Origin of the sequence: Kutzneria sp. CA-103260, assembly GCF_018263855.1 — a bacterium.
In the GTDB taxonomy this organism is placed as follows: Bacteria; Actinomycetota; Actinomycetes; order Mycobacteriales; family Pseudonocardiaceae; genus Kutzneria.
In genome coordinates, this window is sequence record NZ_CP073318.1 from 9,518,683 (window position 1) to 9,540,367 (window position 21,685).

At 70.7% G+C, this 21,685-nt stretch carries 18 protein-coding genes; 6 read left to right on the forward strand and 12 right to left on the reverse strand.

Going from position 1 to position 21,685, the window contains the following annotated elements:
• Positions 1-67: 67 nt before the first annotated feature.
• The 4 genes from JJ691_RS42490 to JJ691_RS42505 all read right to left on the reverse strand — a co-directional run bounded on the left by JJ691_RS42490 (position 68) and on the right by JJ691_RS42505 (position 2,891).
• Positions 68-853 carry a hypothetical protein gene (locus JJ691_RS42490; protein WP_211765081.1) on the reverse strand — a complete coding sequence of 262 codons (786 nt, stop codon included), beginning with the start codon at positions 851-853 and terminating at the stop codon, positions 68-70.
• 165 nt (positions 854-1,018) lie between these two features.
• Positions 1,019-1,924 (reverse strand): hypothetical protein, encoded by a 906-nt coding sequence (locus JJ691_RS42495; RefSeq protein WP_211765082.1) that lies wholly within the window; start codon positions 1,922-1,924, stop codon positions 1,019-1,021.
• A 166-nt stretch (positions 1,925-2,090) separates the two neighbouring features.
• Positions 2,091-2,399, reverse strand: a complete 309-nt coding sequence (locus JJ691_RS42500) for a hypothetical protein (RefSeq protein ID WP_211765083.1) — start codon at positions 2,397-2,399, stop codon at positions 2,091-2,093.
• A gap of 204 nt (positions 2,400-2,603) precedes the next feature.
• Complete coding sequence (locus tag JJ691_RS42505) at positions 2,604-2,891, reverse strand: chorismate mutase (RefSeq protein ID WP_211765084.1); 288 nt, start codon at positions 2,889-2,891, stop codon at positions 2,604-2,606.
• Between the two features lie 240 nt (positions 2,892-3,131).
• Between JJ691_RS42505 and pcrA the strand changes: the two genes are divergently transcribed.
• Entirely contained in the window at positions 3,132-5,456 is a 2,325-nt protein-coding gene (pcrA, locus tag JJ691_RS42510) for a DNA helicase PcrA (RefSeq protein ID WP_211765085.1), read from the forward strand.
• 162 nt (positions 5,457-5,618) lie between these two features.
• Positions 5,619-6,767, forward strand: coding sequence for a Fic family protein (locus JJ691_RS42515; protein WP_211765086.1), 1,149 nt, complete (start codon positions 5,619-5,621; stop codon positions 6,765-6,767).
• Here the strand turns inward: JJ691_RS42515 and JJ691_RS42520 are convergent.
• Genes JJ691_RS42520 through JJ691_RS42545 form a run of 6 tightly spaced genes read right to left on the reverse strand, consistent with a single transcriptional unit; the run spans position 6,764 to position 13,142 of the window.
• Positions 6,764-9,382, reverse strand: coding sequence for a fumarate reductase/succinate dehydrogenase flavoprotein subunit (locus JJ691_RS42520; RefSeq protein ID WP_211765087.1), 2,619 nt, complete (start codon positions 9,380-9,382; stop codon positions 6,764-6,766). The two genes, JJ691_RS42515 and JJ691_RS42520, sit on opposite strands and share 4 nt — an antisense overlap.
• Positions 9,379-10,098, reverse strand: a complete 720-nt coding sequence (locus tag JJ691_RS42525; protein ID WP_211765088.1) for an ABC transporter ATP-binding protein — start codon at positions 10,096-10,098, stop codon at positions 9,379-9,381. The genes JJ691_RS42520 and JJ691_RS42525 overlap by 4 nt, the downstream gene beginning before the upstream one ends.
• The gene (locus JJ691_RS42530) at positions 10,095-10,868 is read right to left on the reverse strand and encodes an ABC transporter permease (RefSeq protein ID WP_211765089.1); all 774 of its coding nucleotides are present in this window, start codon (positions 10,866-10,868) and stop codon (positions 10,095-10,097) included. Before JJ691_RS42530 ends, JJ691_RS42525 begins: the two co-directional genes overlap by 4 nt.
• Positions 10,865-12,178 (reverse strand): ABC transporter substrate-binding protein, encoded by a 1,314-nt coding sequence (locus tag JJ691_RS42535; protein WP_211765090.1) that lies wholly within the window; start codon positions 12,176-12,178, stop codon positions 10,865-10,867. Before JJ691_RS42535 ends, JJ691_RS42530 begins: the two co-directional genes overlap by 4 nt.
• Positions 12,175-12,402: a 4Fe-4S dicluster domain-containing protein gene (locus JJ691_RS42540; RefSeq protein ID WP_211765091.1), complete on the reverse strand. Its 228-nt coding sequence runs from the start codon at positions 12,400-12,402 to the stop codon at positions 12,175-12,177. The genes JJ691_RS42535 and JJ691_RS42540 overlap by 4 nt, the downstream gene beginning before the upstream one ends.
• A gap of 14 nt (positions 12,403-12,416) precedes the next feature.
• Complete coding sequence (locus JJ691_RS42545; protein ID WP_211765092.1) at positions 12,417-13,142, reverse strand: GntR family transcriptional regulator; 726 nt, start codon at positions 13,140-13,142, stop codon at positions 12,417-12,419.
• Positions 13,143-13,457: 315 nt separating this feature from the next.
• Here JJ691_RS42545 and JJ691_RS42550 point away from each other — a divergent pair, with 315 nt between their 5' ends.
• The 3 genes from JJ691_RS42550 to JJ691_RS42560 all read left to right on the forward strand — a co-directional run bounded on the left by JJ691_RS42550 (position 13,458) and on the right by JJ691_RS42560 (position 19,550).
• Positions 13,458-14,081 (forward strand): helix-turn-helix transcriptional regulator, encoded by a 624-nt coding sequence (locus tag JJ691_RS42550; RefSeq protein ID WP_249227372.1) that lies wholly within the window; start codon positions 13,458-13,460, stop codon positions 14,079-14,081.
• Between the two features lie 77 nt (positions 14,082-14,158).
• Entirely contained in the window at positions 14,159-17,152 is a 2,994-nt protein-coding gene (locus JJ691_RS42555; RefSeq protein ID WP_211765094.1) for an AfsR/SARP family transcriptional regulator, read from the forward strand.
• Positions 17,153-17,192: 40 nt separating this feature from the next.
• Positions 17,193-19,550 carry a hypothetical protein gene (locus JJ691_RS42560; protein ID WP_211765095.1) on the forward strand — a complete coding sequence of 786 codons (2,358 nt, stop codon included), beginning with the start codon at positions 17,193-17,195 and terminating at the stop codon, positions 19,548-19,550.
• Here JJ691_RS42560 and JJ691_RS42565 read toward each other — a convergent pair.
• Positions 19,533-20,651 carry an FAD-dependent oxidoreductase gene (locus JJ691_RS42565; protein WP_249227373.1) on the reverse strand — a complete coding sequence of 373 codons (1,119 nt, stop codon included), beginning with the start codon at positions 20,649-20,651 and terminating at the stop codon, positions 19,533-19,535. The genes JJ691_RS42560 and JJ691_RS42565 overlap by 18 nt on opposite strands.
• A gap of 79 nt (positions 20,652-20,730) precedes the next feature.
• Here JJ691_RS42565 and JJ691_RS42570 point away from each other — a divergent pair, with 79 nt between their 5' ends.
• Positions 20,731-21,282 carry a TetR family transcriptional regulator gene (locus JJ691_RS42570; protein WP_211765096.1) on the forward strand — a complete coding sequence of 184 codons (552 nt, stop codon included), beginning with the start codon at positions 20,731-20,733 and terminating at the stop codon, positions 21,280-21,282.
• Here JJ691_RS42570 and JJ691_RS42575 read toward each other — a convergent pair.
• Entirely contained in the window at positions 21,263-21,652 is a 390-nt protein-coding gene (locus tag JJ691_RS42575) for a hypothetical protein (protein ID WP_211765097.1), read from the reverse strand. The two genes, JJ691_RS42570 and JJ691_RS42575, sit on opposite strands and share 20 nt — an antisense overlap.
• Positions 21,653-21,685: the final 33 nt, after the last annotated feature.

The window sequence follows — 21,685 nt, forward strand, 5'->3', positions numbered from 1 at the left end:
ACCTGTGACCTGGGGGCCGCAACGCCCGGGAATGCGGCCTCCGGACCAAGATCGACCGCTGGCCGGCTCAGCCCTGCTGGGCCGTGAGCACCTGCGCGTCGATGATCTTGGGCTGGCTGCCGCCGTCCACCCGGAACAGCTGCTCCACATGCAGCCAGTCGCCATCGGCCTGCTGGATGCCGACCACGCCGAGCACCGTGCCGTCCGGCATGGCCTCGACCCGCTCGGTCCGCACCGCCCGCACCGAGGACCAGGATCGGATGAAGCCGGTCGGGTCCAGGCCGGCCAGCGAGCCGCCGACCATGGCCAGCGCGTCCCGCGGATTCTCGGCCACTGTCTGGTAGAAGTCGCGGACCACGTCCACCGCGGTCGGCGCCGGGGTCGGCGCCAGCGCCCGCGGGCTGACGGCCACGCTCGTCGAGATGGCCGCCGGTGCCGAGGCGGAGGTCGGGCCGGCGATCATCGGCGCGGCCTGGGCGGTCTTGCCGGCCACCTCGGTGGCCAGCACGTCCGGCAGCAGGGCGCCCGTCCCGGACAGCGCCTGCGGCCGCGGCGCGGGCATCAGCGCCGCCCGGGCCGGCCGGGTGTCATTGGTGATCATGGACGCCGCCGTGATGGTGCCGGCCAGCGTGATCGCCCCGACCAGCACGCCCAACAGCTTCAGCGCGGCGCTGGTGCGCGGCTCGCCGTCGTCGGGCAGACCCTTGCCGCCGAGCAGATCGCCGAGCAGGCCGTCGGTGGCGGCCTCGTCCGGGGACATGATGCGCACCGAGCCCGGCTGCCGCCGGATCAGGTCGGCCACGCTGACCGAACCGCCGCGGCTGTGCCGCCTGCCGCCAGCAGGGCGCTCCACAGGCGTCTCCTCGTAGGAACCGATGCCGAGATGGGACAGGTGCACTCGTACCGGCCTCGACCCGGTACGGGCCAGTTCTGGCGCAGAGTTCACCGCTTCGGGAGGGTCGTGGCTAGACACCTTCACTCGAAGGAATGAACCGAGGCGGTAGCGGTTTTCATTCCGTCAGCCGCCGACCGGGGTGTCCTCGCTGATCAGTGGCAACGTGCCCGGGGTGAAGGCCAGCACGTGCTGCTCCGAGTTGGTGCTGCCGTCCTTGCGGGTGACCAGCACCGTGTTGATGGTGATGCCCTTGCCCGGGTCGATGGTGATGCCCTGCACCTGCACCGAGGCCACGTCCTGGTAGCGCTGCTGCAGCGCCGCCTCGCCGTTCGCCTTGAGCGCGCCCGAGGTCAACTGGTAGGCCTCGCCGACGTTGGAGGTCACCGCGGCGAAGAAGTGCTGGGTCTGCTGGGCGATCTTGCCCGGGTCGACGACCGGACTGGTCGCGCCGGTCACGGTCGTGATCGTCGGCTGCGGGGTGGTGTGCGTCGGGCCGCCGTGCGGACCCGAGGTCGCGGTCGGCGAGCCGCCGCCGGCCGCCGGCGTCAAGGCCGGGGACGTGCCGGTGGCCGCGACCTCGCTCGGCGCCCCCGGCGGCAGCAACCGTGTCGGCACGTCCGTGGTCGTCGGCAGCGGCACCTGGAACGGATTGCCCGGGAACGACTCGATCTGCGTGCGCATCCGGGACGGGCCGACCAGCAGCGTGCCCACCACCACCAGGGCGATCAGCGCCGCGGCCGAGGAACCCACCGTGAACCACGCCGCCCGGCGCCAGGTGCGCGGCGGCGTGACCGAGGCCGGCACCGTGCCTATGTCGAACTTGCGCAGCCCGACCGGATCCGTGTCCAGCACCGGGTCGATGTCGATGGGCGGCACCGCCGGCAGCGGGATCGTCGGCTCGTCGCTCGGGCGCACCAGCACCGGCTTGGCGTGGGCCGAACGCAGGCCGATACGGGACGCCAGGGGCGGCGGCACGGACGACAGCCGCCGGTGACGCCCGTGATCCGCCCGCTCCGCCTCGCCGCTCATGCTTCTAAGACCCTCCCGGGTGCCCCACCTGACGCGGAATTCCGATCTGGACCGCTCCAGTGGGGCATCACCCGTCAGAAGACCTCAGGGTAGGGCGTGCGGGCGGGCCGAGCGGCCCTGGTCCCACTCGCGCGCCGGGTTACACCCGGTCGAGTGAGAGTGGTGACTACTGGTCGCTTCCGCTGCCCAGCTGCTTGCGGGCGTCCTGCAGCCCACGCAGCGCCGTGCCGCCCGCGCCGACCGCCACGATGATGGCGATGATCTCGAAGAACACGTTGCCGGTGGCCATCAGCAGCGCCAGCAGCGACGCCACCGTGGTGATGCCGGCCTGCGGCCAGCGCGACCGCACCCACTGGGCGATCGGCGCGCCGCCCGCCCGGCGGCTGGCCGCCGACCCGAGCACGAACAGGTATCCGTCGTAGCCGACCGCGGCCACGAGGCTGGCCAGGGCGATGATGACGGCGATGAACTCCATGCCCCCAGTGTGCGCGGTTCTCGGCCGCGCGGCATCGGTGACATCCCTGAACCCCCACCCGGGTCTGTCCGTCTCCAAGACCTGCAAACCCACCGCCTGGCTACTGCCGACCGCCACAAACCCTCGGCGGTTCTCCCGACGTTCGTGGCTGTTGAAGACGACCGGGGTCGGGGTACGTGGGTCTTGGAGACACCCAAACCTTGGTCATCGGCCGAGGGGGCCCCGGCCCAGTCGGAGGAGGATGAGCGCGATCTCGTTGCCCTCCGGGCCGAGCCCGTCCCGGTAGCGGGCCAGGATGTCGATCTCCCGGTTGTGCACGATCTTGGTGCCCCCGTTGGCCATCCGGACCTTGCCGACGATGCCCGACACCTCGGCCCGGCGCTTGATCAGCCGGATGATCTCGGCGTCCAGGTGGTCGATCTCGTCGCGCAGCGAGGGGATGTCCGGGGTGGCGGCGTCGGGAGTGGGCTGGTCGCTGACTGGCGTGCTCACGTTGTGTCCTCCGTGCTGGTTCGAAAGACTCGGACCCGGCACACGAAAGCCCCGGGTCCGAGGACTCCGGGGCTTCTGCGGTGGTCGTTTCGGCGCTACGCGACCACGGGAGCCGGAGTCCGGTTCCCGTAGAAAAACTCGTACTGGCGAGCGCACATGCAAGGAGTCTTACACAGCGGGCGGCGCCGCGTCGACCCGTCGTGGCGGGACTGTCAGTGCGGCCGGGTAGCGTTGGGGGCGATGAGCGCTCTGTTCGATCGGCCCACGAATCCCCCGGCGCGGGCGACCGGTCCGGACGCGTTGCTGGAGGGTCTCAACCCGCAGCAGCGCGACGCGGTCGTGCACGCCGGCTCCCCCCTGCTCGTGGTGGCCGGCGCCGGCTCCGGCAAGACCAAGGTGCTGACCAGCCGCATCGCCTATCTGTTGGCGGCGCACGGCGTGCACCCCGGCGAGATCATGGCCATCACCTTCACCAACAAGGCCGCGGCCGAGATGAAGGAGCGGGTCTCCGGGCTGGTCGGCCGGCGTGCCAACGCGATGTGGGTGTCGACCTTCCACTCCATGTGCGTGCGGCTGCTGCGTCGCGAGGCCAAGACCCTGGGCATGTCGTCCAACTTCACCATCTACGACAGCGACGACTCCCGCCGGCTGGTCACCCTGGTGGCCCGCGACCTGGACCTGGACCCCAAGCGTTATCCGGCGCGCACGCTGGCCGTGCACATCTCCAACCTCAAGAACGAGCTGGTGGACGCCGAGACCGCCAAGGACCGGGCGGCCAACGACCTGGAGCGCCGGGTCGCCGAGGTGTACGAGTCGTACCAGCAGCGGCTGGGGCTGGCCAACGCCATGGACTTCGACGACCTCATCATGCGCTCGGTCGAGCTGCTGCAGCGGTTCCCGGACGTGGCCGAGCACTACCGGCGGCGGTTCCGGCACGTGATGGTCGACGAGTACCAGGACACCAACCACGCGCAGTACACCCTGGTGCGCGAGCTGGTCGGCACCGGCGAGGGTGGCGTCGCCCCGGGCGAGCTGTGCGTGGTCGGCGACGCCGACCAGTCCATCTACGCCTTCCGCGGCGCGACCATCCGCAACATCGTCGAGTTCGAGCGGGACTACCCGCAGGCGCGCACCATTCTGTTGGAGCAGAACTACCGCTCCACGCAGACCATCCTGAGCGCCGCCAACGCCGTCATCGCGCGCAACCCCAACCGCCGGGACAAGCGGCTGTGGACCGACTCCGGGGACGGCGAGAAGATCGTCGGCTACGTCGGCGACAACGAGCACGACGAGGCCGGCTTCGTGGCCGGCGAGATCGACCGGCTGGTCGACGCCGGTGACTACACCAACGGCGACATCGCCGTGTTCTACCGGACCAACAATCAGTCCCGGGTCTTTGAAGAGATCTTCATCCGGCTCGGGCTGCCCTACAAGGTTGTCGGCGGCGTCCGCTTCTACGAGCGGCGCGAGGTCCGGGACGCGCTGGCCTACCTGCGGGTGCTGGCCAATCCCGACGACGCCGTCAGCCTGCGGCGCATTCTCAACGTGCCCAAGCGGGGCATCGGGGATCGGGCCGAGGCCTGCGTGTCCGCGCACGCCGAGCAGCAGCGCATCGGCTTCGCCACCGCGCTGCGGGAGGCCGCCGCCGGCAAGGTCTCGCTGCTCAACCCCCGCTCCCGCAACGCCATTTCCGGCTTTGTCGCGATGCTCGACGAGCTGCACCAGGCCGTGGAGCGCGGGGACGACGTCGGCGACATCCTCGACCAGGTGCTCGACGTCACCGGCTACCGGGCCGAGCTCGAGGCCAGCGACGACCCCCAGGACGCCTCCCGCCTGGACAACCTCACCGAGCTCATCACCGTGGCCCGGGAGTTCACCCAGTTCAACCTGCCCGAGACCGACGAGGACGACCCCGAGCCGGCCAACAGCCTCGATGCCTTCCTGGAGCGGGTGTCGCTGGTCGCCGACTCCGACTCCGTGCCCGACTCCGACGACGGTGTGGTCACGCTGATGACCTTGCACACCGCCAAGGGCCTGGAGTTCCCCGTCGTGTTCTCCACCGGCTGGGAGGACGGCGTCTTCCCGCATTCCCGGGCCCTCGGCGATCCCGCCGAACTGGCCGAGGAACGCCGGCTCGCCTACGTCGGCATCACCCGGGCCCGTGAGCGCCTCTACCTGTCCCGGGCCCTCATCCGGTCCGCCTGGGGTCAGCCCGCCGCCAACCCCGAGTCCCGCTTCCTCGGCGAGATTCCCTCCGACCTCGTCGAGTGGCGTCGCGTCGAGCCCGAGCGCGCTGCCCCCACCGTCACCACCACCTGGGGCCGCCGCTCCTCCTTCGGCGACAGCTCCTCCTCCCGTGGCACCCCCGCCTTCGCCAAGGGCTGGCAGAACGCCCCCTCCCTCGAACTCGAGGTCGGCGACCGCGTCAACCACGACAAGTACGGCCTGGGCACCGTCGTCGCCACCGACGGCTCTGGCCCCCGCGCTACCGCCACCATCGACTTCGGCTCCGCCGGGACCGTCCGCCTCATGCTCATCGGCGGCGTCCCCCTGGTGAAGCTCTGACCACTGCTACACGTGTAGCACTCGCCGCCCCGAGTGATACGGAAAAGGTTTTCTGGTATCGACCGGCTGGGGCGAGTGCTCCGTAAGTATCACTTCATCGAGTGGTGTGATACCTAACTTGCTTTAGGTATCATTGTGATATGGAACTGGGTTTGAGTAGCAGTGCTGGCTGAGGCGTTCAGCGGTCGGCAGCGCGAGCATGTGGTGCGTAGCGAGCGCGGTTACCTGGCCTTCGTGCCGCCCAGGCTGCCACCCGAGGTGGACTTCGACATCGCGCTCGTACGCCGGCTCTCGGCCGCGGACCGGGCGCTCGGTCAGCTCGCGGGGGTCGGTCGCACGCTGCCGAACCCGCACCTGTTGGCGCACATCATGGTCCGGCGCGAGGCGGTGCTGTCCAGCCGTATCGAGGGCACTGAGGCGACGTTGTCCGACCTTGTCCGCTATGAGGTCGCCCCCGCCGCGGCACAGACGGGTGATGTCGCCGAGGTCTACAACTATGTCGCTGCCGTCGAACATGTGCTTGACCCGGACCGGCGACTGCCGTTGAGCCTGTCGCTGCTGCGCGAAGCCCACGAGATTCTGCTGACCGGCGTGCGGGGCGGCTACGCCACGCCCGGTGAGTTCCGGCGCACCCAGAACTGGATCGGGTCGGCGGGATGCGTGCTGGACACGGCGACCTATGTGCCGCCGCCTCCGGAGCGGATGTGGGAGTGCCTCGACGCGTTCGAGAAGCACCTGCATGCCGAGCACGAGTTGCCGCCGTTGGTGACCATCGCGTGTCTGCACTACCAGTTCGAGGCCATCCATCCCTTCATTGACGGCAACGGGCGGGTCGGCCGGCTGCTGGTGGCGCTTCTGCTCGTCGATTGGGGGCTGCTGCCCGCTCCACTGCTCGATCTCTCCGCGTATCTGGAGCCGCGTCGGGACGAGTACTACGCGCGGCTGTTGGCCGTGACGATCGACGGTGACTGGACCGGATGGATCTCCTTTTTTCTCGATGTGGTGGCGAACCAGGCCAGCGACGCCTTGTGCCGCGCGCAGGAGTTGCAGAGCCTGCGCGAGGATTTGCGTGGCCGCGTGACCGGCATCAGGTCGTCAAGCCTGGCCCCGCGCCTGGTCGACGCGCTTTTCGAGACGCCGGCGATGACCATCGGCCGGGCCGCGAAAGTGCTGGACGTGACCCATCGCGCCGCGTCCCTCAACGTAGAGCGGCTGGTCGACGCCGGTGTGCTGACCGAGGTGCCCAGCACCGGCCGGGCCCGGCTGTTCGTCGCTGAGGACGTGCTTCGTGTGCTGTCCAGAGAGGACTAGCGCAGGGCGTGGCGGGCGTACGCGCGGACGTCGGCGTCGGGGTCGGCGAGGGCTTCGGTGAGCACGGTGAGGGCCTCGGCGGAAGCGGGGAGTTGGCCCAGGGCGCGGACGGCGGCGCGGCGGACGTTGGGGTGGGGGTCGGCGACGGCGGACAGCAGTTGGTTGGTGGCGGCGACGGCCGTTGCTGCCTCTCGGACTTGCCACGCCTCGTCGAGTAGGGCGGTGGTGGCGAGGTCGGTGAGGCTGTCGGAGCCGGAGGCGAGGGCGGCGGCGCGGACCAAGGGGTCGGGGTCGGTGGCCAGTGGCATGAGGGCGGCCTTGGCTGGGTCATCGGCGATGGAACCCAGGCCTTGCGCCACCGCGATGCGGACTTCACGGGAGGAGTCGGCGGCGGCGGAAGCTAGTGGGGTGGAGGCGGAGCGGGAGACGAGGCCGTGGACGGCCTCGATGCGGACCTCGGGCTCGGTGTCGGTGAGGGCGTCGGCGAAGGTGGGCTGGGAGCCCAGGCGAAGAGAGCGCAAGAGGTAGAGCGCGGTGGCGCGGACGGCGGGTTCGGCGTTGTGGGTGGCGCGGAGCAGGCGCGGGGCCAGTTGCTCGGCGGCTTCCACAACCTCCACCAGCTCTCGCAAGCCCGCGGCGGCGGCGTGGCGGACGGTGGGGGCGGGGTCGTCGAAGGCCTCCGCCAAAGCCAGGGCGAAGCCGGAGGGGGTGGTCTCGGTCAGGGTGGTGACGGCGGTGACGCGGACTTCCTCGATGGGGCTGGCGAGGTAGGGGCGGAGGTCGGCCAGGGAGGGGGAGGCGTCGGCCAGGGCTAGCAGCGCTACGAGGTCGGAGGAAGCGGCAGCGGAGCGGGAAGCCTTGGGGGAAGCGGAGTTCAGCGTCAAGGACGCGGGGAGGTGGCGGGCGATGAGGGTGGCGGGACCGCCGACAGGGACAGGGAACTCGGGGACGGGGACGAGGTAGGGGGAGACGGGGCGGCGGAGGAACTCCATGGCGCCGTCGGGACCCTTACGCAGATTGAGGTGGGCGAACCAGGAATCGTCGTCGCGGGTGGGGTGGTCGAGGCGGTCGTGGTAGAGGCCCCAACGGGACTCGGTGCGGACGAGGGAGGACCGGGCGGCCATCTCGGCGCAGTCGCGGATGAAGGTGACCTCGGCGCAGCGCATGAGCTCATGAGGGGTGCGAGCGCCCATGGCGGCGATCTCGGTGCGCATGCGGGAGAAGTGTTCGATGGCGATCTCAAGACGGTTGGAGCTCTTGGGCGGGGCGACGTAGTCGTTGACGAGACGGCGAAGCTTGTACTCGACCTGAGGCTGGGGCGGACCGTCCGGATTGGACAGTGGACGGTAGATGAGCTCGTGGGCGGCGGAGATCTGGTCCTCGGGCAGCGGAACGAGAGGAACCTCCCGCGAGGCGGCGCGGGTGCCGGCGAGGTCGCCGAAGACGAAGGCGCCGATCATGTAGTTGTGCGGCACGCAGGCGAGGTCGCCGGCGGCGTAGAGGCCGGGGACGGTGGTCTGACCGTGCTCGTCGACCCAGACACCGGAGGCGGAATGGCCGCCGCACAGGCCGATCTCGGAGATGTGCATCTCGACGTCGTGCGTGCGGTAGTCGTGGCCCCGACCGGAGTGGAAGGTGCCGCGGGTGGGCCGTTCGGTGGTGTGCAGGATGCCTTCCAGTGCCCGCACGGACTCCTCGGGCAGGTGGGACAGCCGAAGGTAGATGGGACCCCGCTCGGAGTGGATCTCCCGCGCCACCTCGGCCATCATCTGGCCGGACCAGTAGTCGCAGTCGACGAAGCGGTCACCGGCGGCGTTGGCCTGGTAGCCGCCGAAGGGATTGGCGACGTAGGCGCAGGCGGGGCCGTTGTAGTCCTTGATCAACGGGTTGATCTGGAAGCACTCGATCCCGGACAGCTCGGCCCCGGCGTGGTAGGCCATGGAGTAGCCGTCACCGGCGTTGGTGGGATTCTCGTACGTGCCATAGAGATAACCGCTGGCCGGTAGGCCCAACCGTCCACAGGGGCCGGTCGCGAGCACAACAGCCTTGGCTGACACAGTGACGAAGTCGCCGGAGCGGGTGTCGAAGCCGACGGCCCCGACGGCCCGGCCGTCAGAGGTGAGCACGCGAACCGGCATGACGCGGTTGGTGATCGTTACCAGCGCACGCATCCGCCGCTCACGCAGCACCCGGTACAGGACCTTCTTGACGTCCTTGCCCTCGGGCATCGGCAACACGTAGCTGCCGGACCGGTGCACCCGCCGCACGGCGTACTCGCCGTAGGAGTCCTTCTCGAACTTGACGCCGTAGCCCTCCAGCCGCCGCACCATGTCGTAGCCGCGGGTGGCGGTCTGCATGATGGTGCGCTGATTGACGATCCCGTCGTTGGCCCGGGTGATCTCGGCGACGTAGTCCTCGGGAGTGGCCTTGCCCGGGATCACGGCGTTGTTGACGCCGTCCATGCCCATGGCCAGCGCCCCGGAGTGCCGCACGTGGGCCTTTTCCAGCAGCAGCACGGAAGCGCCCTGCTCGGCGGCGGAGATGGCGGCCATGGTGCCGGCGGTGCCGCCGCCGATCACCAGCACGTCACAGCTCAGCTCACGGCGTTCGGTCACGACTTGCTCCCCAGGGCGGCCAGGATCTCGGCGCGGGCGGCGGAGTTGTCGCTGTCGCCGCGCGGACAAGGAACATCCACAATGGACATGACGCGGGTGGGCCGGCCGCCGAGCACGGCGACCCGGTCGCCGAGGAACACGGCCTCGTCGACGTCGTGGGTGACAAAAACGATGGTGGTCGGCTGCTGCGACCAGACGTCGACCAGCAGCAGTTGCATGGCCCGCCGGGTCTGGGTGTCCAGTGCGCCAAAGGGTTCGTCGGCGAGGATCACCCGTGGCCCGCTGGCCAGAGTCCGGGCCAGCTGCACCCGCTGCCGCATGCCGCCGGACAGCTCCCGCGGCAGGTGATCGGCGTAGCCGTCCAGGCCGACCCGGCCGATCCAGGAAAGTGCCTGTGAGCGGCGGGAATCCCGGGGCACGCCGCGAATCGCCAGCGGCAGCTCGACGTTGCGCCGAACGGTGCGCCACGGCAGCAGCCCGTCCTCCTGGAACACCAGGGCGCGCTCGGCCGAGGTTCGGGCGATCGGCCGGCCGTCCAGGGTGATCGTGCCGCCGGCAGGCCGGTGCAGGCCGGCCAGGGTGCGCAGCACGGTCGACTTGCCGCAACCGGAGCCGCCGACCAGCACCAGGATCTCGCCGGCTTCGATCTTGAGGTCGATTCCTTGCAGCACCGGGGTTTCCCGGTAGCCGACGGACAGATCATCGATCAGCATCATCGCGCGACCTCCGCTTCCCGCGGCAGCCAGCGGGTGACCCGCCGGCCGACCAGTTCCACCGCCGCCGCGCTGCCGAAGCCGAGCAGCCCGATGGTCAGCATGCCGACGATCACGCCGGGATAGTCCACCACCGTGTAGGCCTGCCAGGTCCGGTAGCCGACGCCGTACTGGCCGGAGATCATCTCGGCGGATATCACGCAGATCCAGGCGACGCCCATGCCGACCGACAACCCGGAGAAGACACCGGGCAGCGCCCCCGGCAGGACCACGTTCCAGAGCACCCGCCGGCCGTTGCCGCCCATGGTGCGCACGGCCTCCTCCCACACCACCGGCAGCGCGGTGACGGCGTGCCGGGTGGACACCAGGATCGGGAAGAACGCGGCCAGAAAGGTGATGAACACGATGCCTTGTTCGTTGCTGGGGAACAGAAGGATGGCGATCGGCACCATGGCGATGGCCGGGATCGGACGCAGCACCTCCAGCGGCGGCGACACCAGGTCGCCGGCCAATGCCGACCGGCCGACGGCGACGCCGATGGCCACGCCGGCCAGCGCCGCGAGCGCGAAGCCGATCAGGATCCGGGCCAGGCTGTCGCCCAGATCCTGGTAGTACAAGGAGGTCTGCAACTGGTAGCCGAGATCCCGGGCCACGTCCACGACCGTCGGCAGCCGGTCGAAGTGCAGCCAGAAGTCCACGTGCAGACTGGTCAGCAGTTGCCATAACAGCAGGGCGGCGACCAGGGAACCGCCGCGCAGCAGGTGTTTTCTCATGCCAGCCTCAGTGCGGTGGGGTAGTCGACGATTCGGGAGCCGGGATGCGAACTGACGTAGGACCGGGCCTCGGACTCGACGTCGAACGGATGAAGTCCGTTGCCATACACCCAATACGACTTGTCGGCGAACCAGCGTGTGCCGGTGTCGGCGTCATCCACGTAGGCGGCGCGGACCTGCTTGCCGCTGTCACGGACCAACCGCAGCAAGGCATCCGGCGACGGCGCGGTGACAGTGGCCGAGGCGCCGGCGAACCACACCTCGCCGGCGTTGGACGGCCGGTGCACCTCGGAAACCGGCAACGCGGACAGCGGCTTGGTGTCCACGAAGGAGGACAGATCGAGCCCCTTGATGCCGCCGATCGAACGCAGGTAGGGAATGTCCTTCTGTAGTGCTGACAGGAGATCCGGCCGTAGGGTGGGATCGAAGGTGACCAGACCGTTGGGCCCGTTGTAGAGGTACACGACCTCCGGTGCGAGCCCGGTCGCGGCGGCGACCTTCCACGCCGCCTCCATGGGATGTGCGTTCAAGAACGCCGTGGCGTCCAACTGGGCCTGTAGAAACGCCTGCACCACATCGGGATCCGCCGCGGCGAACTTCTGCCGCACCACAACTCCGTGCCAGGTCGGCAGATTCAGCGCGGCCCCGTCGTACAGCAGCCGCGCCTGGCCGGCGAACACCAGCTGCCCCGGCCACGCCACGAACTGCCCCAGCGCGTCCACCGCCCCGGCCCGCAGCGCCGACGCCCCGACCGCCGGATCCTGGTTGACCATCTGCACGTCGCTGTCGGGATCGATGCCCAAGGCCGAAAGGGCTCGCACTGTCGTGCCGTTGCCGGCCGACCCGATGCTGGACGAGATCCGTTTGCCGCGCAGGTCGGACAACGACCTGGCCGGCGACGACGGCGGGACGACGACCATGTTCAGGGCCCCGCGCAGGTTGTAGCCGGTGGCCGAGATCAACGCGGTCCGCCCGTCGCCGAACTCCTGGGTCCGGGAGGCGTTGATCAAAAGCGGAAAATCGCCCATGGAGCCGATGTCGATCTTCCCGGCGACCATCTGGGCGGTGATCGGCGCGCCGGTGGAGTAGTCCTGCCAGTCGACCCGGTACGTCTTGCCGGTTCGACGACCGAGGGCGGCCAGCCGCTGCTCCAGATAGCCCTGGGCCCGCAGCAGCGTCCCGGCGGTGACGGTGTTGATGGTCTTGGACTGGTAGCCGACGACCACCGTGACCACGTTCGACGTCGCCCCGGAAGCCGCCGAGCAGCCGGTGAGAAGAGCCAGCAGCAGCGCCGGCCAGGCCCGTCTCATCGGATCAGGTACGGCATGTTGACGGTGACCGCGCCGGTGGGGCAGCGCGCCGCGCACGGGCCGCAGTACCAGCACTCGTCCACATGCATGTAGGCCACGTCGGTCTCCGGGTCGATGGCCAGCGAGTCCAGCGGGCACACGTCGACGCAGAGTCGGCAACCTTTCACGCACAGTGACTCATCGATCACGACCGGGACGTCCACCCGGTTGGGCACCAAAGCCATCGGAAACAGCCCCTCTATCGGTCCAGGACGGCGCGCATGGTGAGCCGGTCCCCGCGGAACCGGATGAACTCCAGATCGACCGGGCGGCCGTCGGCCAGCCGGGTCAGCCGCTCCACGAGCAACAGCGCCCCGCCGCGCGGCAGGTCCAGCACGGCGGCCACGTGCGGGTCGGCGTTGACGGCCTCCATGCCGATCTCGGCCCGGCCCAGCGGCTGTCCGCAGATGCGCTCCAGCAGCGTGAAGACGTCGTTGTGGACGAGGTCCTCGGCCAGCAGCGGCTCGCCCACGTCGGCCGGCAGATAGGTGAGGTCCAGCGACAGCGGCAGGCCGTTGAGCCGGCGCAGCCGCTCGACGCAAACGATTGCGGCCCCGGCCTTCAGACCCAGCCGGTCGGCGATCACGCCGGTGGCGGCCAGCACTCCCGAGGTCCGCACCTCGTTGCTGACCTCGCCGTGCTCGTGCAGCGTCTCGGCCAGCCCCATCAGCCGGTTCAGCCCGTGCGGGTACTTGCGGGCCACCACCACCGTGCCGATGCCCGGCGACCGCTCGATCAGCCCGTCGGCCCGCAGCAGCTCCAGCGCCTCCCGCACGGCGTTGCGGGTGGCGTCGAACTCCCGGCCGAGAAGTCGCTCGTCGGGCAGCACGCCGTCCGTGAAGTCGCCGTCGAGCACCTGCCGGCGCAGCGCGTCGGCGATCTGCCTCGCCCGGTCCGCCCGGGGCCGTCGCGGTTGCGGGTCCATGGCGACGAACGGTCCGGACGAGCCATTTCCGCGCGATGACGGCCATGTTTCCCCGGTGTTACGCCACCTGGTCAGGGCCCCTGGCCCAGCGCGAAGGCCGGTTTCGCCACCGAGGCCCCACGGACCCCGGTTCAGATGCTGGGATTTTCCTGTCGGGGTCCGAGGCAATGGCGCGTACACGCCGATTCGGCCGCTGACAAGGGGGCATCGGGCAGCTCTTCATGGCATGGAGTCACCGTGAAGAGTTCGAGAAGTGGGGCCGGACACACTCGGCTACAGGAGGGATCACGGGGGTTATCCCAAGGAGGAGCAACGGTGGAGCGAGTTCGGGTAGGGGTCCATGCGGGCGACCCGATCACCCTGGCCGGGGTGGCCAGTCACCTGCGCGCACGTCCCGAGTTCCAGCTGGTGGGGGAGCGCCAGTTCGGAGAGGCGGCCGTGCTCGTGGTGTGCGCCGACGTCGTCACGTCGGAGGTGATGTCGGCGCTGCGGAGGTTCACCGAGAATTCCGCGGCCCGGTGCGTGCTGGTGACCAACGAGCTGCGCCAGGCCGATCTGCTCGCCGCTGTGGAGTGTCGGGTGGTGAGTGTGCTGCCGCGGGCGGACGCCACGGGCGACCGTCTGGCCAGCGCGGTGGTCGCCGCGGCGAGGGGCCGCGGCGACCTCCCGCCGGACCTGCTGGGCGAGCTGCTCTCGCAGGTGGAGCGGTTGCAGCGGGACGTGCTCGGCCCGCGCGGCCTGACCACGTCGGGGCTGGCCCCGCGCGAGGTGGACGTGCTGCGGCTGATGGCCGAGGGCTGGGACACCGCGGAGATCGCGGAGAAGCTGTCCTACTCGGAGCGCACCGTGAAGAATGTCGTGTATGCGGTGATGAGCCGGCTCGGCCTGCGCAACCGTCCGCACGCGGTCGCCTACGCCCTGCGAGCTGGGGTTATCTAGGGGCGCGGCTTGGGCCGATCGTGGGCACCTGATCACGATGTTTGGCCCTCGGCCGGTGCGGCGGCCACAATCGCACCGTGCCGAGTACCTCGACCACGAGCGAGCCCCTGCGGTTCACCCTGCTCGGACCGGTCCGGGTGTGGCGTGGTGAGCGTGAGCTGACCCTGGGGCCACCGCAGCGCAAGGCCATCCTGGCGACCCTGCTGTTGCGGGCCGACCAGGTGGTCACGGCGTCCGAACTGGTCGACGCGGTCTGGGGCGACACGGCCCCGGCGAGTGTGCATGGGGTCGTGCAGACGCACGTGTCGATGCTCAGGAGCGTGCTGGAACCGGAGCGGCCCCGCCGCGGCCAGGCCAGCGTGCTGCGCTCGGTCGGCAACGGCTACTCGCTGGCCGTCGGCGCCGCCGGCTACGACCTGCGTGAGTTCGAGAAGACGCTGGAGCAGGCCCGGCAGCACCGCGAGGAGGGCAACGCCCGAGACGCGGTCGAGTGGTACGCCAAGGCGCTGGCCATGTGGCAGGGCGAGCCGCTGTCGGCCATCCCGGGCCCGGGCGCGGTCATCGAGCGGGCCCGGCTGGGCGAGATCCTGCTGGGGGTGCAGGAGGAGCGCCTGGAGCTGATGGTGGCGCTGGGCCGGCACACCGCCGCCGTGACCGAGTTAGCCGCGCTGACCTCGGCCTACCCGGTCCGCGAACGTTTGCGGGCGCTGCACATGAAGGCGCTTTCCCGCTCCGGCCGCCGGGCCGACGCGCTCCAGGTCTACACCGACACCCGCCGGGTGATGGTGGACGAGCTGGGCATCGAGCCCGGCTCCGAGCTGCGGGACCTGCACCACCGACTGCTGGCCGTGGACGAGCCGCCGCCGGCGCCGCAGGCCCAGCCGACCGCGCCACCGCCGCCGGTGCAGCCGAGCCGGCGGCCGATCGTGCCCTTCATGGACGAGCCGCTGCCGGCCCCCGTGTCGCCCGCGCAGCTGCCGGCCGACGTCGCCGACTTCACGGGCCGCACCGCGCTCGTGAAGAGGCTCACGGCGATGCTGACGCCGCGTACGCACCGCACCGCGCCGCCACGGGCGTTGGTGGCCGGCATCGGCGGCGTGGGGAAGACGGCGCTGGCCGTGCACGCGGCGCACCAGGTGCGCCAGCACTACCCCGACGGCCAGCTCTACGTGGACCTGCGCGGCGCCGGCCCGGACGCCGCCGACCCGCTCAACGTGCTCAGCGCGTTCCTGCGCGCCTTCGGCGTGTCCCCGAACTCCACGCCGGCCGACCTGGACGAGCGGGCCGCGATGTACCGCTCCGTGCTGGCCTCGCGACGTGTGCTGGTGGTGCTGGACGACGCCGCCGACGCGGCCCAGATCCAGCCGCTGCTGCCCGGCTCGGCGACCTGTGCGGTGCTGGTCACCAGCCGCCGCCGGCTGCCCGAGATGCAGTGGGACGAGCAGGCCGAGCTGGAGGGCATGTCCCGTGAAGAGGCCCTGACCCTGTTCACCCGCACCATCGGCGCGGAGCGCTCGGGCAAGGAACCCGAGGCCGTGGCCGAGGTGGTGGACGCCTGCGGCCGGCTGCCGCTGGCCCTGCGCATCACCGCGGCCAAGCTGGTCGACCGCCCCCAGTGGACGGTCCGCTCGCTGGCCGACAAGCTCGCCAGGGAGAGGGGACGGCTGTCGGAGTTACGGGTGGGCAGCCTCGAGGTCGAGGCCACGTTTCACCTGGGCTACGGACAGCTCGACGCCGCCTCGGCCCGCACCTTCCGGCTGATGTCGCTGCCGGATGGCCCCGGCCTGTCGCTGCCGGCGGCCGCCGCACTGGTCGGCGAGCCCGAGCCGAGCGCGGAGCCGGTGGTGGAGCACTTGGTGGACCTGAACATGGTGGCCAGCCCCGCCCCCGAGCGCTACGCGTACCACGACCTGCTGCGGCTGTTCGCCCGGCAGCGGGCCGCGCAGAGCGACAGCAAGCAGGACCGGATCGACGCCATGGTCCGGCTCGGCGACCACTACCTGGGCACCGCGGCCGTCGCGGGCTGGCTGATCCAGGCCCCGTCGTGGTCGCGGGAGCGGTTCTGGCAGCGGCCCTACCTCGGCGGCGTCGACCTGCCCGACCTGAAGTCCGCCTTCGCCTGGTTCGACGACCAGCAGCCGGCGTTGCTGGCCTCGGCCCGGCAGTTCCTCACCGACCCGGACCTGCCGTCGGACTACGTCGTCGACCTGATCACGTTCCTGGAGCTGTTCCTGGCCAACGGCACGCACTTCGGCGAGATCGGGCAGATCGGCGAGCTGGCCGTGCGGGACGCGGAGCGGACCGGCGACGCGCGGGTGGAGGCCTGGGGTCGACGTAAAGTCGGCGAGGCGCACCTGCGGCGGTTCGAGTACCCGGCCGCGCAGGACCAGCTGACCAGGTCGATCGCCGCGGCCGAAAAGGCCGGCGACACCGGCGCGCTGGCCACGGCGATGGATCTGTTGGGCAGCGTGGAGTTCCGGATGGGCAACCCCGAGCAGTCCTTGGCCCATCTGGAGCAGGCCCTTGCGGTGGCTCACGACGCCGGCGACGTGGTGCGCGAGGCATACGTGCTGGGCACGATCGGCCGCACCCAGTCCGAACGCGGCGAGTTCGAGCTGGCCGTGGCTGCCTGCGAGCAGAGCCGTGGGCTGCACGAGCAGCTGGGCAACGAGACCGGCCTGGCCCGCACGCTGTTCATGATGGGCCTGGTCTACCAGCGGTTCCGCCGGCTGGTGGAGTCGATCGACCCGCTGGAGGAGTCGCTGGCGGTCTGCCTGGGCATTGGCCAGAACTTCGGCGAGGGCCACAACCTGGTCATGCTGTCCAGGGGCTATCTGGCTGACGGGCGGGCCGAGCAGGCCGCGGCCGCCGCGTCCCGGGCCCGCGAGCTCGGCGAGGCCATCGGCGACGCCCACATGCACGCGATGGCCGTGGCCGAACTGGGCAAAGCCCTGCACGCGCTGGGCAAGCACGAGCTCGGCGACGAGCACCTGCACAGCGCGCAGACCCTGCTGACGGAGTTGAACTCGCCACAGGCCGCGGCGGTTTCTGCCCTCCTGAACAAGAAGTGACGTACCGCAAGCCACCCAATGGGGTGCCAGATTCCTTCGGATGCGGCAGTGTGACGGTGTGCCGATCAGCGACGGGCCCGATGCGGGGGACGAGGTCATCGAGTTCGACTGCCGTCAGGTAGGCCACGCGCTGGTCGTGTGCTCCCCGAACGGGGCCAGCAAAGCGGCGCGGGTGCTGGCCAACGCCCTGCCGGCCGACCCCGACCACACCGTTGTCGTCGCCGACTTCCCGCCTGACTCCGGCCCCGAGGTGTGGACCGCGCTGGTGGCCGCGCTGCGCAAGCGCGGACCGATCCGGCTGGCGGTGTCCCGGGCCGGCAGCGGCGACCTGGGCTCCCCCGCACAGTGGCTGGCCGATCAACTCAAGGTCGAGGTCGTGGCGCCGGACGGGGTGCTGCTGCCGGTGCCCGGCGGCTCCGCCTTCGTGATCGACTCGCACGGCGCCGGCTGCTGGTACCGCTTCCGGCCGGGACATCCGCCGGACCCGATGGGCAGCCGGTTCCCGGCCCCGGAGTGGGAGCCGATGACCCCGGGCAAGCCGTGGGCTTCCGGCCGGGTCGGTGTCGCGGAGCCGATCCCGGCCGGGCTGTGGATGCACGCCATGCCGTCGGTCACCGACGGCCCGAGCCGGGAGCACGCCCGGCCGGTGTTCGCACTGCCGTGTCGGCCCGAGGTGCTGACCATCGTGCTCGGCGGGCCGGACGAGCGGCCGGTGCCGCCGGAGGAGATCCGGGCGCTGCTGACCGCGCTGCCGATGCCGGCGCGGACCAAGGTGCGGATCGCCCCGTACGGCGTCACGCCGCTGGGCACGGCCTACGCCAGCGAGCCGATCGGACAGATCATCGCCGACCTGGTCGGTGAACGGATCGCCGTCTACTCCGGGCTGCCGGTGCTCGGCGCCGACGGTGTCGACGTCGTCGCCTACGACGCGCAGGGACAGCCGTCCTGGCGGCCGTTCACCACCGAGCTGGGCTACTGGCCTCGGACCACGCCCAACGCCATGCCGCCCAGCATCATCGAGCACCGGCCCCCGGTCGGCGGCCTGGTGGCGCTGCGGCCGGGCGTCTACCAGCTCGGCGAGGGCGCGGTGGTGGAGCTGGTCAACAGCGGCCTGTGGATCCGCGACCCGGCGGACCCGCCGCTGGACACCAACGTGCGCACGCTGCCGATGGACCCGCTGTGGGCCCGCATCACGGTCGGCGTGCCGGGTCTGCCGACCTCGCCGGAGCTGTTCGCGGCGGCCACGGAGCTGTACTCCCGCCTGGACCCGGACACCCAGCGGGCCGTCCGGTTCGTGTTCAGCGACGCCTCGCAGCTGGTGGAGGACAAGCCGGCCGAGCCGGCCCCGTCGCCGCGGCCGCTGGCCGTGGTGGCCTCGGCCAAGACCGTGCCGCCGCCGACCATCGAGGACACCGACGTCGAGCTGGAGCCGGTGACCGATGTCGAGCTGGAGCCCTTGGTCGACGAGCCCGAGCCCGAACCCGAGGTCGAGCCCGAGGACGACGACTTCGCGCACGGCAAGCACTCCGACGACGGGCCGACCGCCATCGTGCCGCAGCATCTCGTGCAGTCGGCCGTGCCGCGCGAAGAGGAGCCGCCGGCGGAGGAGACGACCGCGGTCATCGAGGAGCACTTCGTCGATGAGGAGCGCTTCGAGGAGGTCGACCCGGACGTCGATCTGGGTGCGCCGGAGCCGGTGCCCGAGCCGGAACCCGAGCCCGAGCCGGAACCGGAGCCGATCTGGCACCAGCGCAGCACCCAGGCCGAGCGGGACTGGGTGCGGCACACGCTGGGCGAGAACTACGAGGGGCACGCGGCCGCGGTGCTCCGGCTGATCGCCAAGCACCCCGGCCTGCGCACCCCCGAGGACGCCACGCTGGAGGCGGTGGTCACCGATCTCGTCGCGGCGCAGATGTACCTGATGGCCAGCGAGCAGATGGTCAACTCGGCCCTGCGCGCCGGCGAACTGGGGCAGCTCATGCCGTTCGTCCGCTGCGTGGTCTCCGGGCTGCGGCGGATGCCCCCGTTCGAGGGCGCGGTGCTCTGCTACGGCAAGGAGACCCTGGACATCGGGGATGTCTTCACGGAGAAGGCTTTCCTCAACACAGCGTCCCAATTGGACACTGAGCTGCCCGGCCCGGTGGAGTACGTGGTGTGGTCGGTGAACGGCCGCAAGGTGGACGGCATCGGCGACGCCGTCGACCGCGTGGTTTTCCTGCCGGACACCAGATTCCGGGTCGTGTACGCCAGCAAGACCCGGCTGCTGCTGGTCGAGGACGACGTCGCCGAGCAGTCGCTTGGCCGGCTGGAGCGCGCGGTCGCGGACCGGGAGAGTATGTCCACAGTGGAGTATCCCGGCGTCCAGTCGCTGGAGTGGCCGCTAGGCTTCGGCGCGTAGCTTGGCGAAGTTCTTGAACGCCTGGGCGGCGCTCTCCCGGCCGATCTTGGCGTTCTCGCACATCTGCCGCTCGTAGTCGGCCAGCGCCGGGATCTTCTCGCGTCGGCCGTCGCGGACGGCGATCAGCTTGTCCGCCAACAGCTCCGCGTCGACCATGGCCAGGTTGGCGCCGAGGCCGCCGGGCGGCGCCGGGTGTCCGGAGTCGCCGAGCAGCGTGACGGCGCGGGTCGGCCAGGGCTCGATCGGGTCGCCCTCCTTGATCGGTGAGACGCCGCTGTTGTTGACGTCGGCCTGGGCGATCAGCGCCCTGAGGTCCGGGTGCCAGTCGTGCATGAGGTCCAGAACCGGCTGCAGGTCAAGGGTTTTCGGTGCGCCCGGCAGCATCAGCACCCAGCGGATGTAGCTCGGGGTGTCCGGCAGTGTGACGTCCGGGGCGAGCTCGGCGGCCGCCTCCACCGGCGGGCGCTGGAACTTCATCCGACCCAGCATCAGCTGCACGTTCTTGGTGCTGACCATCGTGCTCCAGCCCGGAATGATGTGCTCGAAGCCGGCCAGCTCGGTGCGGCCGATCGCGCCGTAGACCGGGAGATCGTGCACGCCGATCTGCGGCAGCAGCTGCCGGCGGACGGTGGAACCCATGCCGTCCGCCCCGACCAGCACGTCGGCGTCCACGGTGCTGCCGTCGGCGAAGTGCGCGCGGACGGCGCCATCGGCCAGTTCCTCGTAGCGGTCCAGCTTCAGGTCGAAGCGCAGCCGCTCGCCGAGGCCGGTGATCAGTAGATGGCGCAGCACGTTCCGGTCGAACATGCGGCCCTCGTTGTCGATCTGCCCCTGCTCGCCGAGCACGCTGAGCTGGGCGTCGACCAGCCGCCCGGGCTGTTCGATCAGGCCGCTGACCGCGTCCAGCAGCGGGTGCAGGCGAGCCGGTACCGCGCCCTCCAGCGCCTTCAGGCCGGGTCCGCCGAAGCCGATGCGGTAGCCCTGGAACCGCGCCTCGACGGCGCTGTCCCGCTCGTACACGTCGACGTCGATGTCGGCCTTGACCAGGCGCTGGGCCAGCGCCAGGCCTCCGAGTCCGGCGCCGATGACCACAATCTTCATGACAGGTCCCCCTCGAACCAGTGTGAACTAAGTTCACGTGAACTTAGTTCACATCGCTCGGGGTGGCAAGCTGTGCCCCGTGACATCGCGACGGGACGAGGTGCTGGCGGCCGCGCTGGACCTGCTGGACGAGGTGGGCCTGGACGCGCTGACCACGCGCAAGCTGGCCGAGAAGCTCGGCGTGCAGCCCGGCGCGCTCTACCGGCACTTCGACAGCAAGCGCTCGCTGCTCAACGCCATGGTCGCCCGGCTGACCCTCGACGGCGACACCGTCGGCGAGCTGCCCGAGAACTGGGCCGATCTGCTCCGCTACGCCGCTGTGGGCGCCCGGGCCACCATGCTGACCCGGCGCGACGGGGCCCGTCTGATGGCCACCTACCTGGTGCCGGCCGACGAGACCGCGCAGCTGCTCTGGCGCCGCCTGATCGACAGTCTCGTCGCCGGCGGCATCCCGGAGTCCGACGCGATGGTCGCCGTGGACACGGTTTTCGCCTACGTCAACGGATTCGCCATCGAAGAGCAGGCGCGCGACGGCTTCCCGGCCGCGCCGGCGCAGAGAGCCTGGCGGGACAAGACTTTCCAGGCCGGCCTCGACCTGATCATCGCCGGCGTCACAGCCAGCCGGAACTGACCGAGGACGTACGGCGCACCGCCGCCACCACCGCCTGCCACGGCGGCAGCGGCCGCCCCGGCATCGGCCGGTTGATCCACCGTGCGGTTTCGAGATTTTCCGCGCAGGGCAAGGCGATCAGCGATCCCATCGGAAACAGTCCGACCCCCAGCCGGACCAGGTCCGCGAGCACCGCGTTCGAGGTCGAGGTGGCCGGCCCGGTCAGGAAGATCCAGCGCTCCGGCGTGCCCCGATAGGCCAACACCGGCCCGGCCAGCATCGCCATCGACAGCATCGAGTTGACCTCGGCGCCCAACCCGGCCCGCATCCCGATCGCCTCGATCGGATCTCCCACGGTCAACACCGGCGCCGACCAGTCGAGCACTGTCATGGGGATGTGTCCTTCCGCCGAGGCGGTACGAGG